We start from the raw sequence: 15,780 nt of genomic DNA, 5'->3' as shown, positions 1-15,780 counted from the left end.
CCGGTGCCCTCACGCGCCCGCTGGTCTCACAGTGCTTCGTGGGCTGCCAGGCGACGTGCGGTCTCCTTCGCTCCCCGCTCGTGCAGCGATGTCAGTGCGGCGAGGTACGGTGCGGTGAAGCGGGGTTCTTCGGCGAGCTCGCCGAAGAACTGGTCCTGCCGGACGAAGGCCAGCGCGTCGGTTCCCTGTGTCGCGGCGACGGCCTGCAGCCGTTCGGCGTAGCGGTCGACGATGGTGAACCGACCACCGGTCTCATCATGGCCTTCGGCATATCGGGCCCAGGAGGCGCAGATCGCCGCGGACACGTCGACCGGGTGTCCGGAGGCCAGGTTGTCCTTGACCACAGGCAGCAGCCATTTGGGGATGCGGTCGGAGGATTCGGCGCCGAGGCGGGCGAGGGTGTCGCGAATCTCAGGGTTGCTGAACCGTTCGATGAGCGAGTCCTTGTACGCTTCGAGGTCGATTCCCGGCAGCGGGGCGAGGCTCGGCGTGCCTTCCTCATCCATGTATCGGCGCAGGTAGGCAGGGATGTCGGGGTTCGCCATCGCCTCATGAGCGAAGGTGTAGCCGCCGAGCAGACCGAAGTACGCCAGTCCCTGGTGTCCGGAGTTGAGCAGGCGCAGCTTCATGTGTTCATAGGGCTGCACATCGTCGACGACCTGCACGTGTGCGTCTTCGTAGGGCGGACGGCCGGAGGTGAAGGAGTCCTCTAGCACCCACTGGAAGAAGGGTTCGGCCACGACCGGCCATGTATCGGTCACGCCCGTATCGGCGAGCAGGTCCTCCCGGTCGTCGTCGGTCGTGGCCGGGGTGATGCGGTCGACCATCGAGTTCGGGAAGGCCACGTTCTCACCGATCCAATCAGCGAGTTCGTCGTCGACGAGTCGGGCGAAGGCGGTGAACATCTTCGCCGCGACCTCACCGTTCTCAGAGATGTTGTCGCATGACTGCACCGTGAACGGTGCCACGCCTGCCGCCCGACGCGCCCGCAGGGCGGCCACGACGTAACCGAAGACGGTGGCCGGCAGCCGACCGGCCCGCAGCGCCTCGACATCGGCGACGATCGTCGGTTCTTGCGTGATGAACTCCCCGGTGACGGGGTTGACGTTGTAGCCGCCCTCGGTGACGGTGAGCGAAACGATGCGGATGTCCTCATCCGTGAGCAGCTCGAGCAGCCCGTGCGGATCATCGGGTCCGAACCGGTAGTCGATGATCGACCCGATCACCCGCCGCTCCTTCGCTCCGTCCGGATGCTTGAGGGTGAGCGAGTAGAGGTGGTCCTGCCCGGCCAGAGCATCGCGCATGCCCGCATCGTGAGGCAGCACTCCGGCACCGACGATCCCCCACTCGAAGGCACGACCGGTCTGGAGCAGATCGTCGATGACCATGGCCATGTGCGCACGGTGGAATCCGCCGACGCCGAAATGGACGATGCCCGGGCGCACCGCCGCCCTGTCGTAGGCGGGGACGGTGATGCCGGCTGCGGCGATGGCCGGGAGGTTGCCGGCGTTGAGGGTGAGTGCGGTTCGCGGTGCGGTCATTTGACGGCTCCCATCGACAGGCCTTGGACGAGTTTGTCCTGCGCGGCGATACCGGCAACGAGCACGGGTACGGAGATGATGAGCGAGGCCGCGCACACCTGGGACAGGAACAGACCCTGCGAGGTGACGAAGCTGGTGAGGAACACCGGCGCGGTCGAGGCTGCGGTGGAGGTGAGCACAGTGGCGAAGAGGAGCTCGTTCCAGGAGAAGATGAAGCAGATGAGCGCGGTGGCGGCAAGGCCCGGTGCGGTCAGCGGCAGCAGGATCTGGACGAACACCCGCGGCAGCCTCGCCCCGTCGAGTTCGGCGGCTTCGAGGACCTCGACGGGCACTTCGGCGAGGAAGGACCGCATCATCCACACCGCAATCGGCATGTTCATCGCCGAGTAGATGATGATGAGCAAAAGCCAGGTGTCGAGGATGCCGGTGGACTTCGCCACGAGATAGACCGGCAGGAGACCGGCGACCATCGGCAGCATCTTCGTCGACAGGAGGAAGAAGAGCACATCGGACCAGCGTTCGATACGGCGGATGGCCAGGGAATACGCGGCCATCGTCGAGAGCACGAGGACGATGAGGGTGGACACGATCGCGGCGACCGCGGAGTTGATGAGGAACGGCCACGGGTTCGCGCCGGTGCCGCCGCCGAAGAAGTTCACGTAGGAGTCGAGCGTGAGTGGGGCGAAGAAGCTCGGCGGGTTCGTCGATGCGTCGGTCTCGGCATGCAGGCTCGTCAGCAACATCCACAGCAGCGGCGAGACGAAGAGGAGTCCGACGAACCACGCGAAGAGGCCGAGCAGGATCTTGCCGACCCGACCTTGGCCGGGCCGCCTCGGTGCGTTCGCCTTCCGCCGAGGCGGCTCGACCGATCCGGGTCCGCCAGGTTCGGCCGGGGTGGGGGTCACCCCGGGCTCGGGCTGCGTTCCCACGGTCGTCGAGAGATCAGGGGTGCTCATGAGTTCTCCTCCTTGAGCAGGGTGGATGCGGTGCGCAGGGCGAAGGTCGCGATGATGAGGGAGGCGGCGACGACGATGACGCCGACCGCGGAAGAGACTCCGTAGTCCTGGGCGACGAAGAATTCCTGGTAGATGACGTACGGCAGGGTCGCGGTGCCCAGCCCGCCGGAGGTCATGGTGAAGACCATGTCGAAGTTCTGCACGATGTAGATCGTGCCCAGCAGGGCGGCGAGTTCGATGTAGCGCCGCAGGTGGGGAAGGGTGATGAAGCGGAAGGTCTGCCAGGGTCCGGCCCCGTCGACCAGCGCCGCCTCGTAGACGTCCATGGGTCGTGATTGGAGACCGGCGAGCATGATGAGCATCATGAACGGCGTCCACTGCCACACGAGCACGAGCCCGATGCCCAGCAGCGGCGAGGACGTCATGAGGTCCGGCTGCGGGGCGTTGTCACCGAAGACGGTGGTCAGCAGCCCGCCCAGCAGACCGTAGGAGGGGTTGAAGATCGCGTGTTTGAACAGCAGCGCCGCGGCCACGGGCACGACGAGGAACGGGGTGATCATCAGGGTGAGGACGAGTCCGCGGCCGATGAACTTCCGGTCAAGGAGAAGAGCGATCCCAAGCCCCAGCAGCGCCGAGGCGAGCACCACCCCGACGGTGAGGCCGACGGTGACGAGCACCGCCCGCAGGAGGTTCGCATCTGTGAACACGGTGATGTAGTTCTGCACGGTGCCGAAGCTGATGTCGTCCGGATAGGCCGCATTCCAGTTCATGAACGAGATGATGATCGTGATCGCGAACGGGATCTGGGTGACGATGATGACGAAGATGAGCGCCGGCAGCATGGGCGCGCGTTTGAGCCATCGGTCCTTGGCACGGGGTCTGGGCGGCGTGATCGGCTGCGATGCACGCTCGGCGGCGGGTGCTGACACTTCGAACATCCTTCATCAGATCGGTGGTGGCCCCAGGCGGTGAGGCCGGGGCCGCGGGCGGAGGGTCCGCAACCACGGGACGGCCCGGGACGCTTCGGGGCGGGTTCTCACCGTCCGCCCCGAGGCTGCGCGGTCATTTCTTGTACTTGTCTCCGACCTTCTCGGCTTCCTTCTGGCCCTTGGTCAAGGCCTTGTCGACGGTCGTGCGTCCGGCGATGGCGGAGCTGACGTCTTCGGAGATGCCTGTGGCGAGATCCGCGAATTCCGGGATCGTCACGAACTGCACGCCGAGGGTCGGGCGCGGCTGGACACCCGGGCTCTCGGGATCGGCCGAGTTGATGGCATCCTCGGTCTGCTTGTAGAAAGGCTCGGCGGCCTTCTGGTAGTCCGCGTTCTCATAGGTCGAGGTCCGTTTTCCGGCCGGGACGTGCTGCCAGCCGAGTTCGGAGGCGACGGTCTCCTCGTAGTCCTTCGACGAGGCCCAGGCGACGAACTGCTTCGCGGCGTCCTGGTTCTTGCCCGCGGCCTGGATGCCCCAGGCCCAGGTGTAGAGCCACGAACTTGAGTCCGTCTCCTTCACCGGGGCGGCGACATAGCCGATCTTGCCCTTGACCGGGGAGTCATCCGCCTCGAGGGTGCCGGTGGCGGCCGTCGAGTCGTACCACATGGCGACCTTGCCCTGCTGCAGGTTCGTCAGGCATTCGGTGTACCCAGCCTGCGGGGCACCGGATTCTCCGTGGTCCTTGATGAGGTCGACGTAGAAGTTCGTGGCCGCCTTGAACTCCTTCGAGTCGACCTGTGCATTCCAGTCCTCGTCGTACCAGGTGCCGCCGAAGGTGTTGACCACTGTCGTCAGCGGAGCGAACATCTCGCCCCAGCCGGGCAGACCGCGCAGGCAGATGCCCTTCGTGCCCTTCTCGGCACCGTCGACCTTCGCGGCGAGATCGGCGACCTCATCCCAAGTCGGGTTCTCCGGCATCTCGACTCCGGCCTTGTCGAAGATGTCCGTGCGGTACATGAGGAACGAGCCCTCACCGTAGAAGGGTTCCGCGTAGACCGTGTCATCGACGGTCAGCGACTCGGCCATGGGGGTGAGGATGTCGTCCTGGTCGAAGCCCTCGGCATCGGCGACGCCTTCGTCCATGGGGGTCAGCCACTTGTTGTTCGCATACGTCGGGACTTCGTAGTTCGAAATCGACGCGACATCGTAGTTGCCGGCTTGGGCGGCGAACTCCTGTCCGATCTTCGCCCGCACCTCGTTCTCCGGCAGCACGGTGTAGTTGACCTTGATGCCGGTGTCCTTGGTGAAGTGGTCAGCCGTGAGCTTCTGCAGGTCCTGCATCTGCGGGTTGTTGACCATGAGGACGTTGACCTCATCGCCTCCCCCGCCGCTGGAGCTGCCTCCGGCCCCACCGCACCCTGTCAGTGCGAGCGCTCCGACCATGCCGATGGCCGCCCAGGTGGCGCCTCGGCCGGTGATCCTGTGTTTCATCGTTGTGCCTTCCCTCATCATCGCGGGATTGCCGCCCGCCATCGGGTTCGCTTCGAGAAATTCATATGAGCATCGGCGCTCATATGTGCAATACTGTGTCACGGAACACACAGATGTGCAAAACTTCACATATGAGCGAACACAATGCCGTCGACGCCGAAGGGAGGACGATGAGCACCGCGCCCACCGCCCGCCACCGCCGGTTCCTCGCGCAGCTGGCCCGCGATCACTACCTCGAAGGACGATCGAAGGTCGAGATCGGCAAGGCCAACGGACTGAGTCGATTCCAGGTCGCCCGCCTCCTCCAAGAGGCCGTCGACACCGGGGTCGTCACGATCACGATCGAGGCCGATGCGGGTGAGGACACGGATCTGTCAGAGCGCACTGCCGCCGCCCTCGGCCTGCACTCGGTCGTCATCGTCGACATCCCGGACCAGGCCGAGGCCTCCCAGCAGATGGGCCGAGCGGCCCTCGCGCTCGTCGGCCGCAAGGCCCGGGCGGGGATGCGCATCGGCCTGTCCTGGTCACGCACCCTCGACTCCGCGGCCGCCTTCACTCCGGCGCTGCCGAGGTGCACGATCGTGCAGCTCGCCGGTGCCCTGCGGCTCGAATCCCACCGTCCCAGCTCCGAAATCTTCACCCGACTGGGTCAGGATCCGGCCGTGAGCATGGTCCGTCTGCCGGCCCCGCTGCTCGTCACCGAGGCCGAAACCGCCGCCGACCTGCGAGCCCTGCCCGAGATCTCGGGCACGCTCGCCGCCGCCGACGACCTCGACCTCGCCGTGGTCTCCGTGGCTTCGTGGGCCGAGGGGCTGTCCTCGGTGTGGGAGAAGTGCACCCCCGTCCAGCGACGGTCAGGCATCGATGACGGCGCCGTCGCCGAGGTGTCCGGACGTCTGTTCGATGCCGCCGGTGAAGACGTGACCACGATCGATGACCGCGTCATCGCCGTCACCCTCGACCAGCTGCGCCAGGCCACGACGACCGTCGGGGTCGCCCGCGGCGCTGAGCGAGCCCGCGCAGTGCGAGCCGCGTGTGCGGCGGGCATCGTCGACGTCGCCGTCATCGACCGTGACCTCGCCGATGCCGTGCTCGCCGAGGCGGCTCGTGACGAGCCTGATCGTGACGACGTTGCTCTCGCCGAGGCGGCTCACATCGAGGCTGCACCCCACGAGGAGGAGTCATGACCGCTGCCCGCCGCTTCGTCGCCGGCATCGATTCCTCGACGCAGAGCTGCAAGGTCGTCATCGCCGACCCTGACTCCGGCGACATCCTGCGCACCGGTGCGGCCCCGCACCGAGGTGGACCCGCAGTATTGGTGGACCGCCCTGCAGGAGGCGATCGAGTCTGCCGGCGGACTCGATGACGTCGCAGCCTTGAGCATCAGCGGCCAGCAGCACGGGCTCGTCGCCCTCGATGCCGAGGGCCGCGTGATCCGCGACGCCCTGCTGTGGAATGACCTGCGCAGCGACGCCGCCGCCCGGGACCTCATCGCCGAAGTCGGCGCTGAGGACTTCATCGCCCGCACCGGTGTCCTGCCCGTGGCCTCCTTCACCGGCGCGAAGCTGCGCTGGCTGCGCGACGACGAACCCGCCAACGCCGCCGAGGTTGCCGCCGTCGCCCTCCCCCACGACTGGCTGACCTGGCGGATCCTCGGTTACGGAGCCGCCGATTCCTCGATCCACGGCCCCAAGCTCGAGGCCCTCATCACCGACGCCTCGGATGCCAGCGGCACGGCCTACTTCGACCCCTCATCGGGCGAGTACGATCTCGACCTCTTCCGCATCGCGTTCGGCCGCGATGCCCGCGCCGCTTTCGGTGCCGACCCCCGCGAGGCGGTCGGCGCTATCACGCTCGACAACACCACGCCGGACCTCGACCAGGCGGCGACCGACGGTACGGAACCGGAAGCTGCCTCGGCGATCATCCTTCCTCGTGTCCTCGCTCCCAACGAGGCGGCCGGGCGCACGGACGAGGGGGTCCTCGTCGGACCCGGGGCCGGGGACAATGCGGCGGCGGCGCTGGGACTCGGGGTCACCTCGGGCGATGTCGTCGTCTCGATCGGCACCTCGGGCACCGTCTTCGGCACCACGGACCTGCCCATCGCCGATCGCAGCGGCACGGTCGCCGGTTTCGCCTCCGCGGACGGCGGTCGCCTGCCGCTGGTCGCGACCCTCAACGCCGCAAGGGTCCTCGTCTCGGCAAGCACTCTGCTGCGCATCAGCCATGACGAGGTCGCTGCTCTGGCACTGGCTTCGAGGCCGGGGGCGAACGGGATCACGCTCGTGCCCTATTTCGAGGGCGAGCGCACCCCGAACCTGCCCGATGCCACCGCCCGGCTCGAGGGGATGACCCTGGCCAACGCCTCGGCGGAGAACGTCGCCAGGGCCTTCGTCGAGGGCATGCTCTGCGGACTCGCGGACGGACTCGACGCGGTCCTCGCACAGGGCCTGACGGCCCGCCGTCTGCTCATCATCGGCGGGGCGGCCAGGAATCCGGCGGTCCGCGAGGTCGCCCGGGACATCTTCACCGTACCCATCGACGTCCCCGAACAAGCCGAGTATGTGGCCATCGGCGCCGCCCGGCAGGCGGCATGGACGCTGACCGGGTCGCTGCCCGAATGGGCGGTCGAACTCGTCGCCACCCTGCACCCGAGACCGTCTGGGGTGCGGCAGCAGTACCGGTCCTATACGCACGACAACTCACTGCACGATCACCGTCGATCATCGGATGCGGACGCATCCGCGAAAGGTTGAGAACACCATGGCCACTGTCACCTTCGACAAAGCACTGCGTCGGTACCCCGAGGCGCTGGCACCCTCCGTCGACGAGATCAGTCTCGACATCGACGACGGGGAGTTCCTCGTCCTCGTCGGCCCCTCGGGCTGCGGGAAGTCGACGACCCTGCGCATGCTCGCCGGGCTCGAACCCGTCGATTCCGGGCACATCCGCATCGGAGACGACGACGTCACCTCACTCTCTCCACGCGAACGCGATATCGCGATGGTCTTCCAGAACTATGCGCTCTATCCGCATATGAGCGTGCGCGAGAACATGGCCTTCGCCCTCAAGATCGCGGGCGTGGCGAAGAAGGAGCGGGACGAACGCGTCGAGGAGGCCGCCCGGCTGCTCGACCTCGAGCCCTTCCTCGACCGCAGGCCCAAGGCGCTCTCCGGCGGACAGCGGCAGCGCGTGGCGATGGGCCGCGCCATCGTCCGGTCCCCGCAGGTCTTCCTCATGGACGAGCCGCTGTCGAACCTCGACGCGAAGCTGCGGGTGCAGACGCGTGCGCAGATCGCGTCACTGACCCGCCGCCTCGGCGTGACCACCGTCTATGTCACCCACGACCAGGTCGAGGCGATGACGATGGGCGACCGTGTCGCCGTCCTCGCCGACGGGCGTCTGCAGCAGGTGGACACACCGGCGAACCTCTACGACCGGCCGGCGAACCTCTTCGTCGCAGGCTTCATGGGATCTCCGGCGATGAACCTCGTCGAGGTCGGTCTCGAGGGGTCGACGCTGCGCCTCGGCGATGTGCAGATCGAACTCACCGCGGACCAGCGCGGGCAGGTCACGGGTGAGACGGTCACCGTTGGGGTACGTCCCGAGGACCTGCGCACCGAGGGCGAGCACGGGCTCACAGTCACGGTCGATCTCGTCGAGGAACTCGGTGCCGATGCCTATGTGCATGGGCGGGCGGGTCTGCCCGGCGAGGAGAGGACGGTCGTGGCTCGGGTCGCCGGACGGTCGACGATCCGCCGCGGTGACAGTGTGCGGGTCGTGCCGGATGCCGCGCGTCTGCATCTCTTCGACACCGATTCGGGACGGCGGATCGAGGACGGTGTGCGACAGCCCGCGTGAGGACTGCGCGGGATCGATGGCTGCCGGGCCCCGCTGCCGCATCGATGTCGTCCGAGGCCTGCGGGTGAGGACACGGGCCGAAACACAGTGCCGAATCAGGCGAAACGGGTACGCGCCATTATGATCGACCCATGGTCGATTTTGCACGCTCTCCCCGCTCCACCCTCGGTGTCGAGTGGGAACTGGCTCTGCTGGATTCTCGCAGCCTGGACCTGACCCCGGCTGCCGAGACCCTGTTGGCGGATGTGGCCGAGCACGCGCCCGAGTTCGAGAAGCACATCGTCGGTGAGATGCTGACGAACACCATCGAACTCGTCACCGGCGTGCATACCCAGGTGTCGACCGTCGCCGAGGATCTGGCCGCCTCGATCGGGGCGCTGCGGAAGCTGACCGAGGCGCGCGGGGTCGAGCTGATGTCGGCAGGCACTCACCCGTTCGCGCAGTGGCAGTCGCAGGAGGTCCGGGCCAAGGACCGGTACCTCGAGCTCGTCGATCGCACCCAATGGTGGGGCCGGAACATGCTCATCTTCGGAGTCCACGTCCACGTCGGCATCGATTCGCGAGACAAGGTGCTGCCGATCGTCAACGCTCTGCTCGCCTACGTCCCGCATCTGCAGGCACTGTCCGCCTCCTCCCCGTTCTGGGGCGGCACGGACACCGGGTACGCTTCGAACCGAGCGATGATGTTCCAACAGCTGCCGACGGCGGGGCTGCCTTTCCAGTTCGATGAGTGGGCCGACTACGAGAAGTACGTCGACGACATGCTCACGACCGGAATCATCGACAACATCAATGAGATCCGCTGGGACATCCGCCCCGCCCCACACTGGGGCACCGTCGAGGTCCGAGTCTGCGACGGACTGCCGACGCTCGAGGAGATCCTCGCGATCACCGCGTTCATCCAGTGCCTCGTCGATGACATGTCGGCCCGCCTCGATTCCGGTGAGACCCTGCCGACGATGCCCGACTGGTTCCACAATGAGAACAAGTGGCGGGCCGCACGCTACGGCATGGACGCGATCATCATCGAGAATGCTGCAGCCGACGAACGCCTCGTCACCGAGTGCCTGGCCGATGAGGTCGAACGCCTCTCTCCCGTTGCCGAACGCCTCGGCTGTGCCGAAGAGCTGCACTCAATCACATCGATCATCGAGCGCGGGGTGCCCTATCGCCGCCTGCAGAAGGTCTTCGGCGCCACGGGGTCGCTGACCGAGGTGACCCGTTCGCTCATCGGCGACCTGCGCAACTCCTACAGTTGAAGGGCTGCGCGGCGCCAGACTGCCTCCTCCCTCGATTTCCTGGTCGATCCCCGGCGTTCTGAGGGCTTGGGTCGCGGTGGATCGACCAGACAATCCACCGAGGAGACACTTCGGAGCGCCCAAGGTCTCCGTTGTTGACCACTATTCGGCGGGGCCCTGCCCAACCTTCATCACACTCACGCGCTCACAGGTGGGGGCGCAGCAGCTCCAGCAGCGTCGGCAGTGCGGCGGCGACTCCCGGGTGCAGCTCGTAATCGTCGAGCTCGTCAAGGGGTACCCACGTCAGTTGGATGCTCTCGGGGTCGTTGATGACTGCGTCGAAGCGCCGCAGGGTCTTCGCGATCACCGTCGTATACGACCAGGTGTCGAGGTCGAGGACGTGCGTCTCGACGATCTCGATGCCGGTGCCGTCCTGGTCCGGCACTCCGGCTTCCTCCCAGGACTCGCGGATCGCGGCCTCCACCGCGGACTCCCCTATGTCCCGGGCACCGCCGGGGAATCCCCAGGTCCCGCCCTCGACCGACCACAGCGCCCGATGCTGCATGAGCACCCCGCGCTCGGGATCGACGAGCATGAGCCCGGCGGCCCCGTTGAGCCCCCAATGCTTCTTCCCGTCCGATCCGTAGGTCCACCCGTCCCCGGATCGCCGAGGCGGCCGACCGTCGGGCAGGCGCGTGGACTTCGCCGCCTGGGCGTTTCTTTCGGCGGCGCTGTTCGGGTCGTTCTCAGACGAGGACATGATCGACATCCAATGAGGAGACTGCGGCGAAGGACAGATCGCTCGGCCCGATTCCGCGAGCGACGAGCTCAGCACCGAGGGCCGCGACCATGGCTCCATTGTCGGTGCACAGTGTCAAGGGCGGCACCCGCAGGGTCACCCCAGCCTCGGCGCAGCGTTCAGCGAGCACCTCACGCAGGTGAGTGTTCGCGGCCACTCCCCCGCCGAGGACGACGTGATCGATGCCGGTGTCGGCCGCGGCCAGCAGGGTCTTGGTCACGAGCACGTCGACGACCGCGTCTTCGAAACCGGCCGCGATATCGGCCACGCGCAGATCGGTACCGAGCGTCTCTGCCTTCGTCACCTCGCGCAGGGCCGCGGTCTTCAGCCCGGAGAACGAGAAGTTATACCGACGCTCCGGATCACGAAGGTCCTGCTTCTTCGCCAGTCCGCGCGGGAACGTCACGGCTTTCCGATCGCCGGGGATTCCGGTGCCGTCGAGAAGGCCGAGGGCCGCCTTCGAGATGTTCGGGCCGCCCGGGTAGTTGAGCCCCAGCAGACGCGCGGTCTTGTCGAAGGCCTCACCTGCGGCATCGTCGATCGTGGAGCCGAGGAGTTCGATATCGGTGACGACATCTCCGATGCGCAGGATCTCCGTGTGTCCTCCGGAGACGAGGAGCGCGATCGTCGGCGTGGTCAGCCCGTCGATATCCTCGGCGACGAGGTCGACGGCGACGTGTGCGGCGAGGTGGTTGACTCCGTAGAGCGGTCTGTTCAGTGCCGCTGCGAGCCCCTTGGCCGCGCCCACACCGACCATGAGCGCACCGGACAATCCCGGCCCGGCCGTCACGGCTACGGCGTCGATTTCGGACAGCTCCACCTCGGCGATCTCACACGCCGAGGCGATGGCCGGGCCGATGGCCTGCACATGCGCCCGGGAAGCGACCTCGGGCACGACTCCACCGAAGCGGACGTGCTCGTCCATCGATGAGGACACCGTGTTCGTCAGCAGCGTGCGTCCGCGGACGATGCCGACCCCGGTCTCATCACAGGAGGATTCGATGCCGAGGACGAGGGGGTCGCTCACGATTCGCCCTCAGCACCAGCCGAATCAGCACTGGCCGAGTCCGTGCCGTCCCCGGAGTCCGCAACCTCGAGCGCGAGATCGGAATAGGCAGCGACGAGTTCGGGTTCGGTCGCCTCTGCGGCGTCGAGGCCGAGGACCCGCACGAACAGACGCAGGTGGGTGTCCCACATAGGTCCGAATTCGGCTGCCTGGGTTCGAGCAGATTCGACGTCGGCGGCGGTGTGAGTGAACACGAGCAAGGTCTCGTCACCCGAATCACCTTCGACCGGCAGCAGCCGGATACCCAGCACACCGAAGGCCTCGAGTTCGAGCAGCACATGGTCGTATTCCTCGCAGCTGAGCACCGCTCCGTCCAAATCGGCGTCCTCGAGTTCGAAGGTGATCGGACGGGACGCAGGCACGTCGGGATCGTCCCCCGCATCTGACGATTCTTCGCCGAGGCGGAACGGCGCGAACCATGTGCCTGCGGTCTCGCTGTCGGTCAGGGTGTCCCAGACGGTCCCGACATCGCGGGCCACCGGCAGCTCGATGACGAGGTCGGTTCCGTTCTCCCAGGTGACCAGGCGCGGACTGGTCGCGGTCATGCTTCCACCCAGGCTCCGTCGAGGGCGGCCTTCTCCTCATCACTCAGCTGCATCTGCGTGCCGGCCAGCAGCTCGGTGAGCTGTTCGGGCACCCGCGCCGAGGCGATGGTCGAAGGAATGAAATCGTGGCTGAGCTGCCAGGCGATGGCAGTGGCCGTCATCGTCGCGTTGTGGGTCGAGGCGACATCGTGGAGGACCTCGAGGGCGCCGAGTGCATTCTGGTCCTCAACGAATCCTGCGACTCGTTCGCCGCGGACGCTGCCTGTGGCGTCTCCACCGGTGTGCTTGCCGGTGAGGAACCCGGAAGCCAACGAGTGGAAGGGCAGTTCGGCGATCCCTTCGGAGCGCAGGTATGCCTGCTTCTGTTCGTCGACGGCAGCGCGGGAGACGAGGTTGAACCGGTCCTGGACGACGCGGTAGCAGGCCAGGGAGAACTTCGTGGAGATCTTCCTCGCCGACCGCAGCCGGTCGAGACTGAAATTCGAGGCGCCGAGGTAGCTGACCTTGCCGGAGCGGACGAGAGCGTCGAAGGTCTCGGCGACGGCGACCTGGTCGACCTCGTCGTCATCGACATGGGCGTAGTAGACATCGATGTGATCGGTGCCCAGGCGACGCAGCGAATCGTCGACGCAGTCGCGGATGTTCGCCGGATCGAGGCCCTTGTGCTTCGGGTGCATGCCGACCTTCGTCGCGATGACCATCTCATCGCGGTTGCCGCGCGACTTCATCCATTCGCCGATGATCGTCTCCGACTCTCCGCCGGAGTTGCCGTCGACCCAGGCCGAGTACGCATCGGCGGTGTCGATGAAGTTTCCGCCGGCTGCAGCGTAGGCATCGAGGACAGCGAAGCTCTGATCTCGGTCCGCTCCCCAGCCGAAGGGATTGCCGCCCAGCTGAAGTGGATGGACGGAGAGATCGGTATCTGCCAATTGCACACGTGTCATATGCTCCAGCCTACCCTCCGAGGCATACGGGACTGGGCCCGGTTCACGGTGAGATCCACCGCGAACCGAGCCCTGCTCGACCGGTTACGCACCCTCAGACGAGGTCGGAGGGATCGAGGCCGATGTGGCGGCGGATTCCCGACCGGATGCCGAACCCGGCCACGACCGCGACCGCCAGACCGGTGCCCATGACGATCCAGGCGCGCACAGGCACCTCGGACGCGGCCCGGACCTCTTCGGCCTCCTCGGCGAAGATCGTCTCATCGTCGAAGTCGCTGCCCTTGCCCGACTTCTTGTCACTGGAGCCCTTGCCTGCACCACCGGCAGAACCGCCTCCGCCTCCACCGGCTCCCGGCTGACCGCCGGCGCCCGGGGCGTTCTGTCCGGGTGCGCCGTTGCCTGCTGCCGCGTTGTAGTCCCCGGCACCCGGTGAGTAGTCTCCGAGCGAGATGGTCATCGGTTCGGCCGGCTTGTAGGGATCGCGGACGCCGTCGGAGGTGAACCAGTACGAGTACTGGCCGGTCTTGTGCTGGAAATCGACGAAGTCCTGCGGGAAGGCGCCCCAGTGGTCGGAGTTCTCTCCGGACTTCTTCGCCTGCGCCGAGGCGTTCTCGTCCGAACCGCCGACTGCGCTGCCCGAGGACCCCGACTTGCCCTTGTTGTCGTACTTCACGCCGAGGTAGTCAGGGGTGGCCGTGATGTGACCGTCGTCGAGGAGTGCGTCGATGTCGATGTTCTTGAAGTTCGCCATCGTGATCGACTCGGGCTTGAGCGTGATCCACTTCGAGGCGTCGAACATGTCGGCTCCGTAACCGCTGAGGCTGGCGACGAGCCGGCCCTTGCCATCGGCGTCGACTTCGAGCTTCGGGTCGGTCGCCGACCAGTAGGTCATGCCGCCGTAGAAGGCGACGGTGAAGCTGCCCTTCCACTGCACGGTCACACCGTCATCGGATTCGCTGACTTCGCCGTCCTTGATCGCCACCCGCGACTGCGTCCATGAGTCCTTGCGGGTAGTCGACACGGCTTCGCCCTTGGAGTCCTGGCACCGAGAGTCCCAGGAGGCCTCCTTGAACGTCGAGCCCGTCGGCTTCTCAATCGTCACGTTCCCGGACTTCGACTTGTAGAAACCGCCACCTCCGGAGGGCCAGACGCGGGCACTTCCGGAGTCCTTGGCCTTGCCGGCGGAGAGGAAGTTGCAGCCGCCGAAGAAGGCTCCACCGTTGGCCTCCTTATTCAGTGACCAGTACAGAGTAGCCGTGCCGTCGCCGGAGCTGTCCTTGCCGTCGGATCCCTTATCGCCCTTGCCGTCATCGCCCGGGTCATCGGGCTGTCTCGGATTGTCATCGGGGTTCTCTGTGTGGTCTCCGTCATCGGGTTCTTCGACCGGCTGGGAGTAGCTGACCTCGAGGTCGTTCGTCTTCTTGCGCGGTTGGATGGAGGTGCTCGCTCCGGCGGTGGTGTACCAGTACGAGTCCTGACCGGTCTCGACGTTGAAGTCGATCCAGTCCTGCGGCATCGCGCCCCACCAGGATTCGTTCTCCGCGGTCTTCTCGGACTGCAGATTGCGGCCGTCGGTGTCAGTCGACACACCGAGGTAGTCGGGGGTGAATTCGAAGCCGTCGTCGGTGACGTCGACTTCGCCCTGCTGGATTTCGACGATATCGCCGTCGCGAGCATCGAGTTTCTTCCAGATGCTCAGGTCGTCCATATCGGCGCCAAAGCCCGAATAGGTTCCCGTGATCGTGCCCTTGCCGTCCTTGACCTCGAGCTTCGGGTCGGAGATGGTCCAGTAGGTCATGCCGCCGTAGTAGGCGAAGGTCCAGGAGCCCTTCCATTGGATCGAGGCGTTGTTGTTCTTCGGGTCGACTGTTCCCTCACCATTGGTGATTCTCACCGTGTCGCCGGTGTGGTTGTTCTCGGCTTCGGCGTTGACCTTGCCGTTGACCAGCTCGCCTCCGCCGGTTTCGCACCGTGATTGGAATGTCGAGTACTTCCCGTTCTCCTTGACGATGGAGACGTTTCCGTCGGTGAAGTTGCCGGCTTTGTTCGTCTTGAACAGTGTGCCCGCGTCCTTGTCCGTCCAGATCCGAGCCATACCCGTGTCCCCGGCTTCACCGGCGGCCAGGTAGTTGCACCCGCCGAAGTAGGACCCGCCCGTGGATTCGTCGTTGACCGACCAGTCGAAGACCGCATCATCGATGTCGAGGGGACCGTCCGTATCCGGCGCATCATTTCCGGGATCCGCAGTCGAGGTCTCCCCTGGCACCGAATACGGCGCGGTCACCGCTTGTGCGGGACCGGTGAGCCCGAATCCGAGCAGTGCCAGGGCCGCGATCCCGGCCGCGGTGCGTGTGAATATCCTGCCCCTGCGGGTGGATGTGTGAGTGTGCATCGTGGTTTCTCGTCCGT

Annotated in this window: 12 protein-coding genes and 1 pseudogene; 4 read left to right on the top strand and 9 right to left on the bottom strand. The window is 66.3% G+C overall.

The genetic code is table 11. The annotated features are described in order from the left end of the window. Window positions 1–26 precede the first annotated feature (26 nt). The 4 genes from ACQE2J_RS05960 to ACQE2J_RS05945 form a co-directional block, all read right to left on the bottom strand. Window positions 27–1,541, bottom strand: a complete 1,515-nt coding sequence (locus tag ACQE2J_RS05960) for a mannitol dehydrogenase family protein (protein WP_426937304.1) — start codon at window positions 1,539–1,541, stop codon at window positions 27–29. After that, window positions 1,538–2,497, bottom strand: coding sequence for a carbohydrate ABC transporter permease (locus ACQE2J_RS05955; RefSeq protein ID WP_240689850.1), 960 nt, complete (start codon window positions 2,495–2,497; stop codon window positions 1,538–1,540). The genes ACQE2J_RS05960 and ACQE2J_RS05955 overlap by 4 nt, the downstream gene beginning before the upstream one ends. Next, complete coding sequence (locus ACQE2J_RS05950) at window positions 2,494–3,435, bottom strand: carbohydrate ABC transporter permease (protein ID WP_426937303.1); 942 nt, start codon at window positions 3,433–3,435, stop codon at window positions 2,494–2,496. Before ACQE2J_RS05950 ends, ACQE2J_RS05955 begins: the two co-directional genes overlap by 4 nt. Window positions 3,436–3,559: 124 nt before the next feature. Continuing rightward, a complete protein-coding gene (locus ACQE2J_RS05945; RefSeq protein ID WP_425119774.1) occupies window positions 3,560–4,918 on the bottom strand; it encodes an ABC transporter substrate-binding protein in 1,359 nt (452 codons plus the stop codon). Window positions 4,919–5,049: 131 nt separating this feature from the next. Between ACQE2J_RS05945 and ACQE2J_RS05940 the strand changes: the two genes are divergently transcribed. The 4 genes and pseudogenes from ACQE2J_RS05940 (at window position 5,050) to ACQE2J_RS05925 (ending at window position 10,038) form a co-directional block, all read left to right on the top strand. Next, entirely contained in the window at window positions 5,050–6,105 is a 1,056-nt protein-coding gene (locus tag ACQE2J_RS05940) for a sugar-binding domain-containing protein (protein ID WP_168216743.1), read from the top strand. Next, window positions 6,102–7,674 (top strand): annotated as a pseudogene (locus tag ACQE2J_RS05935) (xylulokinase). Before ACQE2J_RS05940 ends, ACQE2J_RS05935 begins: the two are co-directional and overlap by 4 nt. 7 nt (window positions 7,675–7,681) lie before the next feature. Further along, window positions 7,682–8,779 (top strand): ABC transporter ATP-binding protein, encoded by a 1,098-nt coding sequence (locus tag ACQE2J_RS05930; RefSeq protein ID WP_135810101.1) that lies wholly within the window; start codon window positions 7,682–7,684, stop codon window positions 8,777–8,779. Between the two features lie 131 nt (window positions 8,780–8,910). After that, on the top strand, window positions 8,911–10,038 hold the full coding sequence (locus ACQE2J_RS05925) for a glutamate--cysteine ligase (protein ID WP_135810102.1): 1,128 nt from the start codon (window positions 8,911–8,913) through the stop codon (window positions 10,036–10,038). Between the two features lie 184 nt (window positions 10,039–10,222). Here the strand turns inward: ACQE2J_RS05925 and ACQE2J_RS05920 are convergent, their stop codons facing one another. The 5 genes from ACQE2J_RS05920 to ACQE2J_RS05900 form a co-directional block, all read right to left on the bottom strand. Further along, window positions 10,223–10,777 carry an NUDIX domain-containing protein gene (locus ACQE2J_RS05920; protein ID WP_168216744.1) on the bottom strand — a complete coding sequence of 185 codons (555 nt, stop codon included), beginning with the start codon at window positions 10,775–10,777 and terminating at the stop codon, window positions 10,223–10,225. Beyond that, window positions 10,764–11,843 (bottom strand): tRNA (adenosine(37)-N6)-threonylcarbamoyltransferase complex transferase subunit TsaD, encoded by a 1,080-nt coding sequence (gene tsaD, locus ACQE2J_RS05915; RefSeq protein ID WP_135810104.1) that lies wholly within the window; start codon window positions 11,841–11,843, stop codon window positions 10,764–10,766. The genes ACQE2J_RS05920 and tsaD overlap by 14 nt, the downstream gene beginning before the upstream one ends. Continuing rightward, entirely contained in the window at window positions 11,840–12,427 is a 588-nt protein-coding gene (locus ACQE2J_RS05910; protein ID WP_135810105.1) for a hypothetical protein, read from the bottom strand. The genes tsaD and ACQE2J_RS05910 overlap by 4 nt, the downstream gene beginning before the upstream one ends. Beyond that, window positions 12,424–13,371, bottom strand: coding sequence for an aldo/keto reductase (locus ACQE2J_RS05905; protein WP_168216745.1), 948 nt, complete (start codon window positions 13,369–13,371; stop codon window positions 12,424–12,426). Before ACQE2J_RS05905 ends, ACQE2J_RS05910 begins: the two co-directional genes overlap by 4 nt. A gap of 94 nt (window positions 13,372–13,465) precedes the next feature. Further along, on the bottom strand, window positions 13,466–15,763 hold the full coding sequence (locus tag ACQE2J_RS05900; protein WP_425117986.1) for a hypothetical protein: 2,298 nt from the start codon (window positions 15,761–15,763) through the stop codon (window positions 13,466–13,468). Between the last annotated feature and the right edge of the window lie 17 nt (window positions 15,764–15,780).

This window comes from Brevibacterium sp. LE-L (assembly GCF_050214925.1).
Lineage (GTDB): Bacteria > Actinomycetota > Actinomycetes > Actinomycetales > Brevibacteriaceae > Brevibacterium.
Note: the sequence above shows the minus strand (reverse complement) of the source record. Positions and strands in the feature narration are given on the sequence as shown.